17 protein-coding genes are annotated in these 15,324 nt (G+C 70.1%); 6 read left to right on the top strand and 11 right to left on the bottom strand.

The genetic code is table 11. From position 1 onward, the window contains the following. Window positions 1–26 precede the first annotated feature (26 nt). From AB0Q96_RS30015 to AB0Q96_RS30005, 3 genes are read left to right on the top strand one after another with little or no spacing between them, the layout of a single operon-like run. Window positions 27–800 (top strand): ATP-binding cassette domain-containing protein, encoded by a 774-nt coding sequence (locus AB0Q96_RS30015; RefSeq protein WP_365330856.1) that lies wholly within the window; start codon window positions 27–29, stop codon window positions 798–800. 32 nt (window positions 801–832) lie between these two features. Then, entirely contained in the window at window positions 833–1,582 is a 750-nt protein-coding gene (locus AB0Q96_RS30010; RefSeq protein WP_365330855.1) for an ABC transporter permease, read from the top strand. 13 nt (window positions 1,583–1,595) lie between these two features. Continuing rightward, on the top strand, window positions 1,596–2,168 hold the full coding sequence (locus tag AB0Q96_RS30005) for a cob(I)yrinic acid a,c-diamide adenosyltransferase (protein ID WP_365330853.1): 573 nt from the start codon (window positions 1,596–1,598) through the stop codon (window positions 2,166–2,168). On the opposite strand, the gene AB0Q96_RS30000 is transcribed toward AB0Q96_RS30005, so the two are convergent. After that, window positions 2,085–2,711 carry a hypothetical protein gene (locus AB0Q96_RS30000; RefSeq protein ID WP_365330851.1) on the bottom strand — a complete coding sequence of 209 codons (627 nt, stop codon included), beginning with the start codon at window positions 2,709–2,711 and terminating at the stop codon, window positions 2,085–2,087. The genes AB0Q96_RS30005 and AB0Q96_RS30000 overlap by 84 nt on opposite strands. Before the next feature lie 151 nt (window positions 2,712–2,862). Between AB0Q96_RS30000 and AB0Q96_RS29995 the strand changes: the two genes are divergently transcribed. From AB0Q96_RS29995 to AB0Q96_RS29985, 3 genes are all read left to right on the top strand, one after another. Continuing rightward, on the top strand, window positions 2,863–4,059 hold the full coding sequence (locus AB0Q96_RS29995; protein WP_365330932.1) for a histidine kinase: 1,197 nt from the start codon (window positions 2,863–2,865) through the stop codon (window positions 4,057–4,059). Then, a complete protein-coding gene (locus tag AB0Q96_RS29990; protein ID WP_365330850.1) occupies window positions 4,056–4,703 on the top strand; it encodes a response regulator transcription factor in 648 nt (215 codons plus the stop codon). The genes AB0Q96_RS29995 and AB0Q96_RS29990 overlap by 4 nt, the downstream gene beginning before the upstream one ends. A 285-nt stretch (window positions 4,704–4,988) precedes the next feature. After that, window positions 4,989–6,749 (top strand): glycoside hydrolase family 18 chitinase, encoded by a 1,761-nt coding sequence (locus AB0Q96_RS29985; RefSeq protein ID WP_365330930.1) that lies wholly within the window; start codon window positions 4,989–4,991, stop codon window positions 6,747–6,749. Here the strand turns inward: AB0Q96_RS29985 and AB0Q96_RS29980 are convergent. The 10 genes from AB0Q96_RS29980 to atpB form a co-directional block, all read right to left on the bottom strand. Then, window positions 6,746–7,411, bottom strand: coding sequence for a 4'-phosphopantetheinyl transferase superfamily protein (locus AB0Q96_RS29980; protein WP_365330848.1), 666 nt, complete (start codon window positions 7,409–7,411; stop codon window positions 6,746–6,748). The two genes, AB0Q96_RS29985 and AB0Q96_RS29980, sit on opposite strands and share 4 nt — an antisense overlap. A gap of 58 nt (window positions 7,412–7,469) precedes the next feature. Continuing rightward, on the bottom strand, window positions 7,470–7,916 hold the full coding sequence (locus AB0Q96_RS29975; protein WP_351666343.1) for a DUF2550 domain-containing protein: 447 nt from the start codon (window positions 7,914–7,916) through the stop codon (window positions 7,470–7,472). Between the two features lie 145 nt (window positions 7,917–8,061). Further along, window positions 8,062–8,436: a F0F1 ATP synthase subunit epsilon gene (locus AB0Q96_RS29970; RefSeq protein WP_365330846.1), complete on the bottom strand. Its 375-nt coding sequence runs from the start codon at window positions 8,434–8,436 to the stop codon at window positions 8,062–8,064. A 113-nt stretch (window positions 8,437–8,549) separates the two neighbouring features. Continuing rightward, a complete protein-coding gene (atpD, locus tag AB0Q96_RS29965) occupies window positions 8,550–9,992 on the bottom strand; it encodes a F0F1 ATP synthase subunit beta (protein WP_365330844.1) in 1,443 nt (480 codons plus the stop codon). Continuing rightward, on the bottom strand, window positions 9,992–10,909 hold the full coding sequence (locus tag AB0Q96_RS29960) for a F0F1 ATP synthase subunit gamma (RefSeq protein WP_365330842.1): 918 nt from the start codon (window positions 10,907–10,909) through the stop codon (window positions 9,992–9,994). The genes atpD and AB0Q96_RS29960 overlap by 1 nt, the downstream gene beginning before the upstream one ends. Before the next feature lie 20 nt (window positions 10,910–10,929). Then, entirely contained in the window at window positions 10,930–12,525 is a 1,596-nt protein-coding gene (gene atpA / locus AB0Q96_RS29955; RefSeq protein ID WP_365330841.1) for a F0F1 ATP synthase subunit alpha, read from the bottom strand. Window positions 12,526–12,660: 135 nt separating this feature from the next. Next, window positions 12,661–13,476, bottom strand: coding sequence for a F0F1 ATP synthase subunit delta (locus AB0Q96_RS29950; protein ID WP_365330839.1), 816 nt, complete (start codon window positions 13,474–13,476; stop codon window positions 12,661–12,663). Further along, window positions 13,473–14,018: a F0F1 ATP synthase subunit B gene (locus AB0Q96_RS29945; protein ID WP_365330837.1), complete on the bottom strand. Its 546-nt coding sequence runs from the start codon at window positions 14,016–14,018 to the stop codon at window positions 13,473–13,475. The genes AB0Q96_RS29950 and AB0Q96_RS29945 overlap by 4 nt, the downstream gene beginning before the upstream one ends. A 41-nt stretch (window positions 14,019–14,059) precedes the next feature. After that, window positions 14,060–14,293 carry an ATP synthase F0 subunit C gene (gene atpE, locus AB0Q96_RS29940; RefSeq protein ID WP_010474382.1) on the bottom strand — a complete coding sequence of 78 codons (234 nt, stop codon included), beginning with the start codon at window positions 14,291–14,293 and terminating at the stop codon, window positions 14,060–14,062. Between the two features lie 91 nt (window positions 14,294–14,384). After that, window positions 14,385–15,194 (bottom strand): F0F1 ATP synthase subunit A, encoded by an 810-nt coding sequence (atpB, locus tag AB0Q96_RS29935; protein ID WP_329424215.1) that lies wholly within the window; start codon window positions 15,192–15,194, stop codon window positions 14,385–14,387. Window positions 15,195–15,324 lie beyond the last annotated feature (130 nt).

Below are 15,324 nucleotides of genomic sequence, written 5' to 3'. Positions count from 1 at the left end.
TCAGTGACTCTGTTTTTGTGGTCACCATGCCAATCATCAGCACCTCCGGGCTGTCCCGGACCTTCCGCACGCCCAAGGGCGAGGTCCACGCCGTCCGCGGGATCGACCTCACCGTGCGGCCGGGCGAGATCGTCGGCTTCCTCGGACCCAACGGAGCCGGCAAGACCACCACCCTGCGGATGCTCACCACCCTGCTCGCGCCCACCGGCGGCGCCGCCACCGTCGCCGGCCACGACCTCGTCCGCGACCCCGTGGGCGTGCGGCGCGGGATCGGCTACGTCGCCCAGTCCGGCGGGGTCGACCCCCAGGAGACCGTGCGCTCCGAGCTGGTCCTCCAGGGGCGCCTGTACGGGCTCCGCCGCCCCCGCGCCGAGGCCCGCGCGGCCGAACTCGCCGAGGACCTCGACCTGACCGCGCTCCTCGACCGCTCCACCACCGCCCTCTCCGGCGGCCAGCGGCGGCGCCTGGACCTCGCCCTCGGCCTCACCCACCGCCCGGAGCTGCTCTTCCTCGACGAGCCGACCACCGGCCTCGACCCGGGCAGCCGCGCCGACCTGTGGGCCCTGGTGCGCCGGCTGCGCGACGAGCACGGCACCACCGTCGTCCTGACCACCCACTACCTCGACGAGGCCGACGCCCTCGCCGACCGCCTGGTCGTCGTGGACCAGGGCGTCGTCATCGCCGACGACACCCCCGCCGCGCTCAAGGCCGCGCACGGCGCCGACACCCTCCAGGACGCGTTCCTGGCCCTCACCGGCCGCGGCCCCGCGCCCGCCGACACCGCGCCCGTCTCCGTCTGACCGCGCTCCGGCGCCCGCACCAGGAGTTCCCCATGCCCCTGCACGACACCGCGGTGCTCTTCCGCCGCTACGCCCGCCAGACCCTGCGCTCGCCGTTCCAGATCTTCTTCGGCGTGCTGATGCCGCTGCTCTACCTGCTCCTCTTCGGCCCCCTGCTCACCGGCCTGCCGCTCGGCCGCACCGGCGACTCCTGGCAGGTCCTGGTCCCCGGACTGCTGCTCCAGCTCGGCCTCTTCGGCGCCTCCTTCGCCGGCTTCGCGGTCATCATGGAGAAGAACTGGGGCGTCCTCGAACGGATGCGCGTCACCCCCGTGAGCCGGCTCGCGCTGCTCCTCGGCCGGGTCCTGCGGGACGCCGCGCTCTTCGTCTTCCAGGCCGTGCTGCTGGTGCTCGCCGCCCTGCTCATGGGGCTCCGGGCACCGCTCGCCGGCATCCTGATCGGCTTCGGCTTCGTGGCGCTGCTGACCTTCGCGCTGGCCTCCCTCTCGTACGCGCTGGCGCTGAAGCTGCGCAGCCCGCAGGAGTTCGGGCCCGCGATCAACACCCTCGCGGTGCCCTCGATGCTGCTGTCCGGGCTGATGCTGCCGATGACCCTCGCCCCCGGCTGGCTCGACCTGCTCTCGCGCCTGATGCCGTTCCGCTACCTGGTGGACGCGGTCCGGGACGCCTACGTCGGGCGGTACGCGACCACGACGATGCTGTACGGAGTGCTGGTCGCCGTCGGACTCACCGCGCTGGCCGTGACGGTGGGCACACGCACCTTCCGCGGGGCCCAGGCCTAACTAGGCTGGCCCCATGGTCAACCTGACGCGCATCTACACCCGCACCGGCGACAAGGGCACCACCGCCCTCGGCGACATGAGCCGGACCGCCAAGACCGATCTGCGGATCTCCGCCTACGCCGACGCCAACGAGGCCAACGCCGTCATCGGCACGGCCGTCGCGCTCGGCCGGCTCGACGAGGAGGTCGTGAAGGTCCTCGTCCGTGTGCAGAACGACCTGTTCGACGTGGGCGCGGACCTGTCGACCCCGGTGGTCCCCGACCCGCAGTACCCGCCGCTGCGCGTCGAGCAGAGCTACGTCGACAAGCTGGAGGCCGACTGCGACCTGTTCCTGGAGCGGCTGGACAAGCTGCGCTCCTTCATCCTGCCCGGCGGCACGCCCGGCGCCGCGCTGCTGCACCAGGCGTGCACCGTGGTCCGGCGGGCGGAGCGCTCGACGTGGGCCGCGATCGAGGTGCACGGCGAGACGATGAACCCGCTGACCGCCACGTACCTCAACCGCCTATCGGACCTGCTCTTCATCCTGGCCCGGACCGCGAACAAGGAGGTCGGGGACGTCCTGTGGGTCCCGGGCGGGGACCGCTGACGCCTTCGGCTTCGGCGCCTTCTTCGGGAAGAGCGCGTACGAGAGGGCGATCAGGCCGTGGATGCCGGCCGCCCGCCAGGCGACGGCGATCCAGCCCGTGAGGGACCCGGTGTCGCCGGAGTCGCCGACGTACCAGGCGGCCAGGAGCAGCAGGCCGGTCGCGACGGACGCCGCCACCAGCGAGCCGAGCCACACCCGGCCCTCGTGGCGGGCCCGGGCCATGCCGTACTTCGGCGGCCCCTCGGGCGGCGGGCCGCCGCCGAGGCGGTGGGCGGCGTGCCCGTCGAGCCAGCGCACGGTGCGATGGCCGTGGCCGACGGTGTAGCCGATGTAGACCGCGGCCAGCCCGTGCTTCCAGCTCGGGTCGGCGCCGTTCTTGAGGTCGATCGCGGTGACCACCAGCAGCACCACCTCCAGGAGCGGCTCGCCCAGCAGCAGGGCCAGGCCGAGGCGCGGCTTGCGCCACAGGTAGCGCGCGGCGAGCCCGGCGGCGAGCAGGACCCAGAAGCCGACCTCGCAGATCACGATCAGGGTGACGATCACGGGACTCCCCTTCCGGTACCCCACCAGCCTCGCGGCCGGCGGGGCCGGGCGCGTCGTCGGCGGTGAGGAACCGCGTCTACATCCTTCGACGGAGGGGCGGCTCGCCCCGTACGAGGACGTCCCGGCCCGGACCGGCGTGTTGGATGGAGGGGTGCGCCTCCCCCGACCCCACCGTGACGACCTGTTCATCGCCGCCGCCGGCCTCGCCTGCGGCCTGCTGCTGTGGTCGTTCGGGCTGTACACCAAGGTCGACAACGTCTTCCCGCAGCCCTGGGCGACGCTGATCCCGCTCGTGGTGATGGCCTCGATGGAGGCCGTGCGCCGCACCGCGCCCCGGACGGCCCTGACCGTCGGTACCCTCGCGATCGTCGCCGACCAGCTGACCAACGGCAATCTCGCCACGGTGCTCATGTTCACGGACGTCGTCTACGCCGCCGTGGTGTACGGGACGCCCTCCTCGGCCAAGCGGATCCCGTACTCGACCGGCCTGATCACCGTCGGCCTGACGATCGGCCTGCTGGTCTGGTGGCAGAACGCGATCGCCCTGCTGGTCGGCGTGGTCAGCGGCATGGTGTCGTTCCTGCCCGCGGTCACCGGCGCCGTCGTGCGCAACCACCGGGAGGCCGCCGAGTCGGCCCGGCTGCGCGCGGAGCAGACCGCGCTGCTGGCCGAGATGGACCGGGCCCAGGCCGTCGTCGCCGAACGCGCCCGGATGGCCCGGGAACTGCACGACATGGTCGCCAACCACCTGTCGGCGATCGCGATCCACTCCACGGCCGCGCTCTCCCTGGACGACGAGGCCACCACCCGGCAGGCGCTGGGCGTGATCCGGGAGAACAGCGTGGCCGGGCTCGCCGAGATGCGGCGGCTGATCGGCCTGCTCCGGGACAGCTCCGACGACACCGCGCCCGCCGCCGTGCCCCGGCTCTCCGGCCTGGACGCCCTGGTGGCGCAGGCCCGGACGAACGGCGCGAGCAGCGGGCTCGTGTTCCGGCTCGACGACACCCGCGAGGAGACCGGGGAGCAGCTCCCGGCGCCGGTCGAGCTGGCCGCGTACCGGATCGTCCAGGAGTCGCTGACCAACGCCCTCAAGCACGCGGCGGCCGGTACGGTCACCGTGACCCTGGCGCGTGACGAGCGGGCCCTGGCGGTGCGGGTGACCAGCCCGTTCGGGGACCGGCCGGGCCCGCGCGCCCCCGGCTCGGGGGCCGGTCTGGTCGGGATGCGGGAGCGGGTGGCGCTGCTCGGCGGGGAGTTCGAGGCGGGACCCGTGCCGGGCGCGGACGGGACGAAGATCTGGCGGGTGCGGGCCGAGCTGCCCGCCGAGGAGAGGACACCGGAGGCATGACGATCCGGATCGTGGTCGCGGAGGACCAGAGCGCGGTGCGCGCGGGGCTGGTGCTGATCCTGGGCAGCGCCCCGGACATCGAGGTGGTCGGCGAGGCCGCGGACGGTGAGCGGGCCGTGGAGCTGGCCCGTGAACTGCGCCCGGACCTGGTCCTGATGGACGTGCAGATGCCGCGGATGGACGGGGTGACGGCGACCCGTCAGGTGGTGGCGGAGGGCCTGGCGGACGTGCTGGTGCTGACCACCTTCGACCTGGACGAGTACGTCTTCGGGGCGCTGCGGGCCGGGGCCTCCGGCTTCCTCCTGAAGAACACGGACGCCAAGGACCTGATCGGGGCGGTGCGGACGGTGGCGGGCGGCGAGGGGCTGATCGCGCCCGCGGTGACCCGCCGGCTGATCGCCGAGTTCGCGACCCCGAGCCGTCCCGCGCCGACGGTCGACCCGGGGATCACGGACCGGCTGACGCCCCGTGAGCGGGAGGTGCTCGGGGCGCTGGGCGCCGGTCTGTCGAACGCGGAGATCGCGGTCCGCCTCGACATGGCGGAGGCCACGGTGAAGACGCACGTCAGCAAGGTGCTGGGGAAGCTGGAGCTGCGCAGCCGGGTCCAAGCGGCGGTGCTGGCACAGGAGTTGGGGATCCGCTGAGGAGCGCCGGAAGTCCTGGCACGTACCCGCGGGATGCCTGGCACATACCCGCGAGATATCTGAGAGAAATCTGAGAGAGACCGTTCCAACGTTGGTCTGGACCTCTTGACGGCTGGTCCAGACCTTTCTACGCTCGGCGGGCGCGCGCACCTTTTCGGACCACCCCCACCCTTGTCGTCCGCAACTTGAGGAGCACCGTTGAGCACTCAAGCACCGACGCGCAGAGCAGGGTTCAGACACCGGGCTGCCGCCGGTCTGACCGCCCTCGTCCTGCCGCTGGCCGCCATGATCGGCCTCGCCGCCCCCGCCGAGGCCGCCACCTCGGCCACCGCCACGTACACCAAGGCCTCCGACTGGGGCTCCGGCTTCGAGGGCAAGTGGACGGTGAAGAACACCGGCACCACCTCGCTCTCCTCCTGGACCGTCGAGTGGGACTACCCCGCCGGCACCGCGGTCACCTCCGCCTGGGACGCCACCGTCACCGGCGCGGCGAACCACTGGACCGCCAAGAACCTCTCCTGGAACGGCACCCTCGCCCCCGGCGCCTCCATCTCCTTCGGCTTCAACGGCAGCGGCACCGGCGCGCCCAGCGGCTGTAAGATCAACGGCGCTTCCTGCGACGGCTCCACCCAGCCCGGGGACAACCCGCCCTCCGCGCCCGGCGCCCCGGCCGCCTCCGCCATCACCGACACCTCGGTGAAGCTCACCTGGAGCGCGGCCACCGACGACAAGGGCGTCAAGAACTACGACGTGCTGCGCGACGGCACCAAGGTCACCACCACGACCGCCCTCACGTACACGGACAGCGGGCTCACCGCCGGCACCGACTACAGCTACACGGTCGTCGCCCGCGACACCATCGACCAGACCGGCCCGGCCAGCGCCGCGACCCCGGTCCGCACCACCGGTGGCGGAGGCGGCACCCCGCCCCCGAACGTCGTGAAGATGGGCTACTTCACCAACTGGGGCGTCTACGGGCGCAACTACCACGTGAAGAACATCGTGACCTCCGGCTCCGCGCCCAAGATCACGCACATCAACTACGCCTTCGGCAACGTCACCGGCGGCAAGTGCACCATCGGCGACTCCTACGCCGACTACGACAAGGCCTACACCGCCGACCAGTCCGTCGACGGCGTCGCCGACACCTGGGACCAGCCCCTGCGCGGCAACTTCAACCAGCTGCGCAAGCTGAAGAAGGCCTACCCGAACATCAAGGTCATCTGGTCCTTCGGCGGCTGGACCTGGTCCGGCGGCTTCGGCCAGGCCGTCCAGAACCCGACCGCCTTCGCCCAGTCCTGCTACGACCTGGTCGAGGACCCGCGCTGGGCCGACGTCTTCGACGGCATCGACCTGGACTGGGAGTACCCCAACGCCTGCGGTCTGTCCTGCGACACCAGCGGCCCGGCCGCCTTCAAGAACATGATGCAGGCCATGCGTGCCAAGTTCGGCGCGAACGCCCTGGTCACCGCGGCCGTCACGGCCGACGCCTCCACCGGCGGCAAGATCGACGCCACCGACTACGCGGGCGCCGCGCCGTACATGAACTGGTTCAACGTGATGACGTACGACTTCTTCGGCGCCTGGGCGGCCAAGGGCCCGACGGCCCCGCACTCGCCGCTCACCTCGTACGCCGGCATCCCGCAGCAGGGCTTCAACTCCGCCGAGGCCATCGCCAAGTTCAAGGCCCAGGGCGTCCCCGGCAACAAGCTGCTGCTCGGCATCGGCTTCTACGGCCGCGGCTGGACCGGCGTCACCCAGGCGGCGCCCGGCGGCACCGCCACCGGACCGGCGCAGGGCACCTACGAGCAGGGCATCGAGGACTACAAGGTCCTGAAGAACTCCTGCCCGGCCAACGGGACCGTCGCCGGCACCGCCTACGCCCACTGCGGCACCAACTGGTGGAGCTACGACACCCCCGCCACCGTCACCTCGAAGATGGGCTGGGCCAAGAACCAGGGCCTCGGCGGTGCCTTCTTCTGGGAGTTCAGCGGCGACACCGGCAACGGCGAGCTGGTCGGCGCCATCAACAGCGGGCTGAGCTAGCCCACGATCCGGCGGGGGCGGCGCAGCACGCCGCCCCCGTCGTGCCGGACGATCCGGTGCGCCCCGCCCAGCAGGGCGACGGCGCCCCGGTAGCCCTCCCCCGCGTCCAGGTCGTACAGCCGCACCTCCGGGTGCGGCTGTACGGCGTCCCGGCCCCGCCAGGCCAGCAGCTCGGCCGGCCGGTCCGGCGCGGAGACCGTGAGCCGCGCGGGATCCACCCGCAGCCCCTCCCCGGTCGCCTTCAGCACCGCCTCCTTGCGCACCCAGTACGTGGTGAACGCCACCGCCCGCTCCGGCCCCGGCACCCCGTCGAAGACGGCCCGCTCCCGCTCCGAGAGCACCGGCAGCGGCAGCTCCGCCAGCCGGGTGATCCGCTCGACGTCGACGCCGACGGGCGCCCCGGCTGAGAGCGCGACCGCGACCAGCTCGCCCGAGTGGGAGATCGAGAACTCGACCGGGGCGTCCGTCAGGAAGGGCTTGCCGTGCGGGCCCGCCGCGAAGGCCAGCCCCGCCGGATCCCGGTCCAGGGCGGCGCCGAGCACCGAACGCAGCAGCGCGTGCGCGGTCAGGTACTGCGCGCGGACCGGCTCCCCCGTCAGCGACTCGTACACCCGCCGCTCACGCGCGTCGAGCAGGGCGCACAGATGCCCGGAAGCGGACACGGAAACGGCCCGGGCGGTCCACACGTGGCACTCGCCGGGCCGGACGGTACAAGCGGGATCAGGCGACATTGACGCGCTGGCCGGGCGGCGCCGCCTCCAGCCAGGCGAGGAAGCCGGTGAGCGCGTCCTCGCTCATCGCCAGCTCCAGGCGGGTGCCGCGGTGCAGACAGCCCTGGATCACCGAGTCGGAGAGCAGCGCGAGCTCCTCCTCGCCCTCGGGCATCCGGCGCTCCACGACCTCGATGGCCGAGCGCTCCAGGACCCTGCGCGGGCGGGGGGCGTACGAGAAGACGCGGAACCAGGCGATCTCGTCACCGCTGTAGCGGGCGACGCCGTACACCCAGCCCTTGCCGGAGGGGTCCGGCTCCTCGGCGACGTTCCACCGCAGGGAGCAGTCGAAGGTGCCGCCGGCGCGCTGGATCAGCCTGCGGCGCAAGCCGAAGACGAAGAGTCCGATCACCACCAGTGCGACGACCAGGCCGCACACGAGCAGAGCGAGGAACATCTTCACCGACCTCCTCGCTGCGTCCCGTAACCGGTGGACCCGGCCGTACCGAATACAACCTGCATCTGCATCGCCTCAGCCGCGGTACGGTCCGGAAAATTCCGGACCGTACCGCGGCTGAGGGCTTGGGCTCTCGCGCGGTCCGCTAGCGGACCGATACCGCGCGCAGCCGGACCTCGGCGCGACGCTCGGCGGCGCCGTCCGAATCCGTCTTCGCGCGCTCCAGCGCGCGCTCGGCGCGCTGGGCGTCGATCTCGTCCGCCAGTTCGGCGATCTCCGCGAGCAGAGACAGCTTGTCATCGGCGAACGACAGGAAACCGCCGTGGACGGCGGCGACGACAGTGCCGCCCTCGCTCGTACGGATGGTCACCGGGCCCGACTCCAGCACACCCAGCAGCGGCTGGTGACCGGGCATGACGCCGATGTCGCCGGAGGTCGTACGCGCGATGACCAGGGTGGCCTCGCCAGACCAGACACTCCGGTCCGCGGCGACCAGCTCGACGTGCAGCTCAGCAGCCAAGGGTGGCTCCTCGGGTCACCACCCGGCGGTGCTGCCGGGTGTTGGGATCAATTCTAAAGGGCGTGAAGAGGGGGGCGGGAACGTCTCCCGCCCCCCTCAGGCGAGCACGGGGCTCAGGAGACGCCGAGCTCCTTGGCGTTCTTCTTGAGGTCCTCGAGACCACCACACATGAAGAAGGCCTGCTCCGGGAAGTGGTCGTACTCACCGTCGCAGATCGCGTTGAACGCGGCGATCGACTCGTCGAGCGGAACGTCCGAACCGTCCACACCGGTGAACTGCTTCGCCGCGTGGGTGTTCTGGGACAGGAAGCGCTCGACACGACGCGCGCGGTGCACGACGAGCTTGTCTTCCTCGCTCAGCTCGTCGATACCGAGGATCGCGATGATGTCCTGGAGGTCCTTGTACTTCTGCAGGATCCCCTTGACGCGCGTGGCGGCGTCGTAGTGCTCCTGCGCGATGTAGCGCGGGTCCAGGATCCGGGACGTGGAGTCCAGCGGGTCCACGGCCGGGTAGATGCCCTTCTCGGAGATCGGACGGGAGAGAACCGTCGTCGCGTCGAGGTGGGCGAAGGTGGTCGCCGGCGCCGGGTCGGTGAGGTCGTCCGCGGGGACGTAGATCGCCTGCATCGAGGTGATCGAGTGACCACGGGTCGAGGTGATGCGCTCCTGGAGGAGACCCATCTCGTCGGCCAGGTTCGGCTGGTAACCCACCGCGGAGGGCATACGGCCGAGCAGGGTCGAGACCTCGGAACCGGCCTGCGTGAAGCGGAAGATGTTGTCGATGAAGAACAGCACGTCCTGCTTCTGCACATCGCGGAAGTACTCCGCCATGGTCAGACCGGCCAGGGCCACGCGCAGACGGGTGCCCGGGGGCTCGTCCATCTGGCCGAAGACCAGCGCGGTCTTGTCCAGAACGCCGGACTCTTCCATTTCCGCGATGAGGTCGTTGCCCTCACGGGTGCGCTCGCCGACGCCGGCGAAGACGGAAACGCCCTCGTGCAGCTTGGCCACACGCATGATCATTTCCTGGATCAGAACGGTCTTGCCGACACCGGCGCCACCGAACAGACCGATCTTTCCACCCTTGACGTACGGGGTGAGAAGGTCGACGACCTTGAGGCCGGTCTCGAACATCTCGGTCTTCGACTCGAGGTCCGCGAACGCCGGGGCCTTGCGGTGGATGGACCAGCGCTCGCCGACCTCCGACTCCGCCTCGGGCTCGTTCAGGATCTGGCCCAGCGTGTTGAACACGCGACCCTTGGTGACGTCACCGACGGGCACCGTGATGCCGTTGCCGGTGTCGACCACGGGGGCCTGGCGGACCAGACCGTCGGTGGGCTGCATCGAGATGGTACGGACGATGCCGTCACCGAGGTGCTGCGCGACCTCGAGGGTCAGCGTCTTGAGGGCGCCGTCCTCGGCCGGGTCGGCGACCTCGACGTGCAGGGCGTTGTAGATCTCCGGCATCGCGTCGACGGGGAACTCCACGTCGACGACCGGGCCGATGACCCGGGCGACGCGGCCCGTGGCGGCGGCCGTCTCAACAGTGGTCGTCATTACTTGTCACTCCCCGCGGTCGCGTCGGCCAGGGCTGCGGTGCCACCGACGATCTCGCTGATTTCCTGGGTGATTTCGGCCTGTCGGGCCGCGTTGGCAAGTCGGGAGAGGTTGTTGATCAAGTCTCCCGCGTTGTCGGTCGCCGACTTCATCGCGCGGCGCGTGGCGGCGTGCTTGGAGGCAGCCGACTGGAGCAGCGCGTTGTAGATCCGGCTTTCGACGTAGCGCGGCAGGAGGGCGTCCAGGACGTCCTCCGCCGACGGCTCGAAGTCGTACAGCGGGCGGAGCGTGTCCGACTCGCCGGCGTCCTTCGCCACCTCGTCGAGGCTGAGGGGCAGCAGCCGGGCCTCGACCGCCGTCTGCGTCATCATCGAGACGAACTCGGTGTAGACGATGTGGAGCTCGTCCACACCACCCTCGGCCGTGTCCTTCTCGATCGCCTCGATCAGCGGTGCCGCGATCGTCTTGGCGTCCGCGTACGTGGGCTCGTCCGTGAAGCCGGTCCACGTGTCGCTGAGCTTGCGCTCACGGAAGTTGAAGTGCGCGACACCACGGCGGCCGACGACATAGATGTCGACCGCGCGGCCCTCGCCCTCCAGCTGCTTGATGAGCTTCTCCGCCGCCTTGATGGCGTTGGAGTTGAACGCGCCGGCCAGACCGCGGTCGCTCGACAGGAGCAGGACCGCGGCACGGACGGGGTTCTCCGCCTCGGTGGTCAGCGCGTGCTTGTCGCTGGCCCCCGTGGCCACCGCGGTGACCGCGCGGGTCAGCTCGGTGGCGTACGGGGTCGACGCCTGCACCTTGCGCTGCGCCTTGACGACGCGAGAGGCGGCGATCATCTCCATCGCCTTGGTGATCTTCTTCGTCGCGGTGACGGATTTGATGCGACGCTTGTAGACCCGGAGCTGCGCTCCCATGAGTCAGGTCCCTTCCGTCGTCACTTCGAGACGTTGACGGCGACAGCGTCCTCGCCGAGCAGCTTGCCGTCGGACGTCTCGAACTGCTTCTTGAACTCCGCGATGGCGTCGGCGACGGCCGTCAGCGTGTCGTTCGACATCTTCTTGCCCTCACGGATGGAGGTCATCAGGCCGGAGTGGCTCTGGCGCAGGTACGCCAGGAGCTCGGCCTCGAAGCGACGGATGTCGGCGACCGGGACGTCGTCCATCTTGCCGGTGGTGCCGGCCCAGACCGAGACGACCTGGTTCTCCGTGGGCATCGGCTGGTACTGAGCCTGCTTGAGCAGCTCGACCATCCGCTGTCCACGCTCCAGCTGCGCCTTCGACGCGGCGTCCAGGTCCGAACCGAAGGCCGCGAAGGCCTCCAGCTCACGGAACTGGGCCAGGTCCACGCGGAGGCGACCGGCGATCTGCTTCATGGCCGGGTGCTGGGCGGAGCCACCGACTCGGGAGACCGAGATACCGACGTTCAGGGCCGGACGCTGGCCGGCGTTGAACAGGTCGGACTCCAGGAAGCACTGGCCGTCGGTGATGGAGATGACGTTGGTCGGGATGAACGCCGAGACGTCGTTGGCCTTCGTCTCGACGATCGGCAGACCGGTCATCGAACCCGCGCCGAGCTCGTCCGACAGCTTCGCGCAGCGCTCGAGCAGACGCGAGTGCAGGTAGAAGACGTCGCCCGGGTAGGCCTCACGGCCCGGCGGGCGGCGCAGCAGCAGCGACACGGCGCGGTAGGCGTCGGCCTGCTTCGACAGGTCGTCGAAGACGATCAGGACGTGCTTGCCCTGGTACATCCAGTGCTGACCGATGGCGGAACCGGTGTACGGCGCCAGGTACTTGAAGCCGGCCGGGTCGGACGCCGGGGCGGCGACGATGGTCGTGTACTCGAGGGCACCGGCCTCCTCCAGCGCGCCGCGGACGGACGCGATGGTGGAGCCCTTCTGGCCGACGGCGACGTAGATGCAGCGCACCTGCTTGTTCACGTCGCCCGAGCGCCAGTTGTCACGCTGGTTGATGATCGTGTCGATGCACAGCGCGGTCTTGCCGGTCTGACGGTCACCGATGATCAGCTGACGCTGACCACGGCCGACCGGCGTCATGGCGTCGACGGCCTTGTAGCCGGTCTCCATCGGCTCGTGGACCGACTTACGGGCCATCACGCCCGGGGCCTGCAGCTCGAGGGCGCGGCGGCCCTCGGTCGCGATCTCGCCGAGACCGTCGATCGGGTTGCCGAGCGGGTCGACGACGCGACCCAGGTAACCCTCACCGACACCGACGGAGAGGACCTCGCCGGTGCGCTGCACCGACTGTCCCTCCTCGATGCCGCTGAACTCGCCGAGGACGATCGCGCCGATCTCGCGCTCTTCGAGGTTCAGCGCGAGACCGAGGGTCCCGTCCTCGAACTTCAGCAGCTCGTTCGCCATGGCCGAGGGAAGACCCTCGACCTTCGCGATGCCGTCACCGGCCAGGCTGACCGTGCCGACCTCCTCGCGCGAGGCCGCGTCCGGCTGGTACGACTGGACGAAGGTCTCCAGCGCGTCCCGGATCTCCTCCGGCCGGATCGTGAGCTCCGCCATCTGGGTTCCCTGCTCTCCTTGTTGGGCCCGAAGTTTCTTAGGGGTCTGGGGGCCGACCCCCAGGAACTTCTGCAATCTCTGCACGGCCCAACCGGGCCGCATGTGTTGCTGTCTTGCTTGGTGTGGCGGCTGGTGTCAGCCGGCCAGTCGCCGGGTCGCCTCGCCGAGGCGCTCCGCGATGCTGCCGTCGATGACCTCGTCGCCGACCCGCACGGTGATCCCGCCGAGGACCGCCGGGTCCACGTCCAGGTTCAGGTGCATCTGGCGGCCGTACAGCTTGGCCAGCACGGCACCGAGGCGCTGCTTCTGCTGATCGCTCAGCGGCACCGCCGAGGTGACGACCGCGACCATCCGGTCCCGGCGCGCCGCGGCGAGCTTGGACAGGGACTCGAGTCCCGCTTCCAGGCTACGTCCACGGGGCTGGGTCACCAGACGGACGACGAGTCGCTCCGTGACCGCGTTGGCCTTGCCGCCGAGCAGGCTGCGCAGCAGCTCGCCCTTGGCCGTGGCCGTGGCGGTCTTGTCCGTCAGCGCCGAGCGGAGCTCGGGGTTGGACGAGACGATCCGGCCGAACCGGAACAGCTCGTCCTCGACGTCGTCGAGGGCACCCGACCGCTGGGCGGCGGTGAGGTCGGCGATGTTCGCCAGTTCCTCGACCGCGTCGACCAGGTCACGGGAGCTCGACCAACGCGCGCGGACCAGACCGGAGACCAGGTCGACGGTCTCGCCGCCCACCTGACCGGCCAGGAGTCGCTGCGTGAGCTCGGCCTTGGCCTCGCCCGCCTGGGCCGGGTCGGTCAGGACCCGGCGCAGCGACACCTCGCGGTCGAGCAGCGCGGTGACCGCGGCCAGCTCACCGGCGAGCTTCGCCGCGTCGACCGACGTGTTGTCGGTCAGCGCGTCGAGGGCCTCGCGTGCGGCGCCCAGTGCCTCGCGGCTCGCTCCGTTCATCGGACGGCCTCGGCCTTCTCCTCGAGCTCGTCGAGGAAGCGGTCGATGGTGCGGCTCTGGCGGGCGATGTCCTCGAGGGACTCGCCGACCAGCTTCGCGGCCAGGTCGGTGGCGAGCTTGCCCACGTCCTGACGCAGCGCGGCGGACGCGGCCTTGCGGTCGGCCTCGATCTGGGTGTGACCGGCCGCGACGATCTCTTCGCGCTGGCGCTGGCCTTCCGCCTTCATCTCCTGGATGATCGCGGTGCCCTGCTCCGTCGCCTCCTGGCGGAGACGCGCGGCTTCGTGGCGGGCCTCGGCGAGCTGGGCCTTGTACTGCTCCAGCACACTCTGAGCCTCGATCTGGGCCGACTCGGCCTTCTCGATGCCACCCTCGATGGCCTCGCGGCGCTCTTCCAGAACCTTGTTGATGTTCGGGATGAGCTTCTTGGCGAGGAAGCCGAAGACGATGACGAAGGCGATCAGGCCGATGACGAGCTCATCGAGATGCGGGATGAGCGGAGGCTGGGGCTCCGCCGCTTCCGCAAGAAGCAGAGCGTTCACATCAGTGCCTTCCGTAAAAAGGGTCGGGCTGTCGGTCCGGCTTACTTGTAGACGAAGCCCATGACGATGCCGATGAGGGCAAGCGCCTCACAGAAGGCGAAACCCATGATCTGGTTGGTACGGATCAGGCCGGCGGCCTCGGGCTGACGGGCGAGGGCCTGGGTGCCGTTACCGAAGATGATGCCGACGCCGACGCCGGGGCCGATGGCCGCGAGGCCGTAGCCGATGGAGGCGACGTTTCCGTTGACGGCGGCGAGAGTCTCGAGAGCGGACATGCCGGTTCTTCCTTCTCTTTCAAGGACCCGGTGGGGGTTGGCCACCGGACGACTGTTGGTTGGGGGGTGTGGAGCTGCGGGCCGGGTCGGCTCAGTGGTGCTCGGAGAGCGCGCCCTGGACGTAGCTGCAGGCCAGGAGGACGAAGACGTACGCCTGGACGGCCTGGATGAAGAGCTCGAAGGCGGTCATCACGAGAACCATCACGAACGAGGCGCCGGCGTAGACGAAGCCGAGGCCGTGCATGAGGTAGTACGTGGCCAGCGAGAACATCACGATCAGCAGGTGACCGGCGAACATGTTCGCGAACAGTCGGACCGCGTGCGTGAAGGGCCGGATCAGCAGGTTCGAGAAGAACTCGAGAACGACGACCAGGGGAAGGATCGGGCCGAGCGACTTGTCGTAGCCGACGATGTTCTTCCAGCCGCCGACGAAGCCGTGCTTCTTGAAGGTCAGCGAGACCCAGAGGACGTACACGATCAGTGCGAGGGCCGCCGGGAAGGCGATCAGCGACGTGACCGGGAACTGGGCGAGCGGGATGATCGACCAGAGGTTGAGCATCCACACGAAGAAGAACAGCGACACCATCAGCGGGACGTACTTCTCGCCGTCCTTCTTGCCGATGATCTCGTAGACGATGCCGCGGCGCACGAAGTCGTAACCGGCCTCGCCGACCATCTGCATCTTGCCGGGGATCAGCTTGGGCTTGTTGAAAGCGGCCCAGAAGAAGCCGACGACCACGATCGAGCCCAGGATCGCGAGCAGCATGGGCTTCGTGAGCTCGAAGCTCCCCCACGTCGCGATCGGCTCGTACATGAACGTGTGCAGGCCCGGCGCCGGGAAGCCGCATCCGGTGAAGATGTGGCAATCCGGGTCGAAGGCAAGCGTCTGGTCAGCACTCACCGCGGGCTCCTTCAGCGTGGCGCATAGGTACGGCAACCTCGTTGTGTCGGCGCGGCACGCAGCCGCGGGTCGGCACTGGACTGGTCTTACGGATAAGGGGGCGGCGGTTCGGCATCGAGCCTCGCGCTGG

Origin of the sequence: Streptomyces sp. NPDC093111 (genome assembly GCF_040683955.1) — a bacterium.
GTDB lineage: Bacteria > Actinomycetota > Actinomycetes > Streptomycetales > Streptomycetaceae > Streptomyces.
This window is presented reverse-complemented; position numbering and strand designations above follow the sequence as displayed.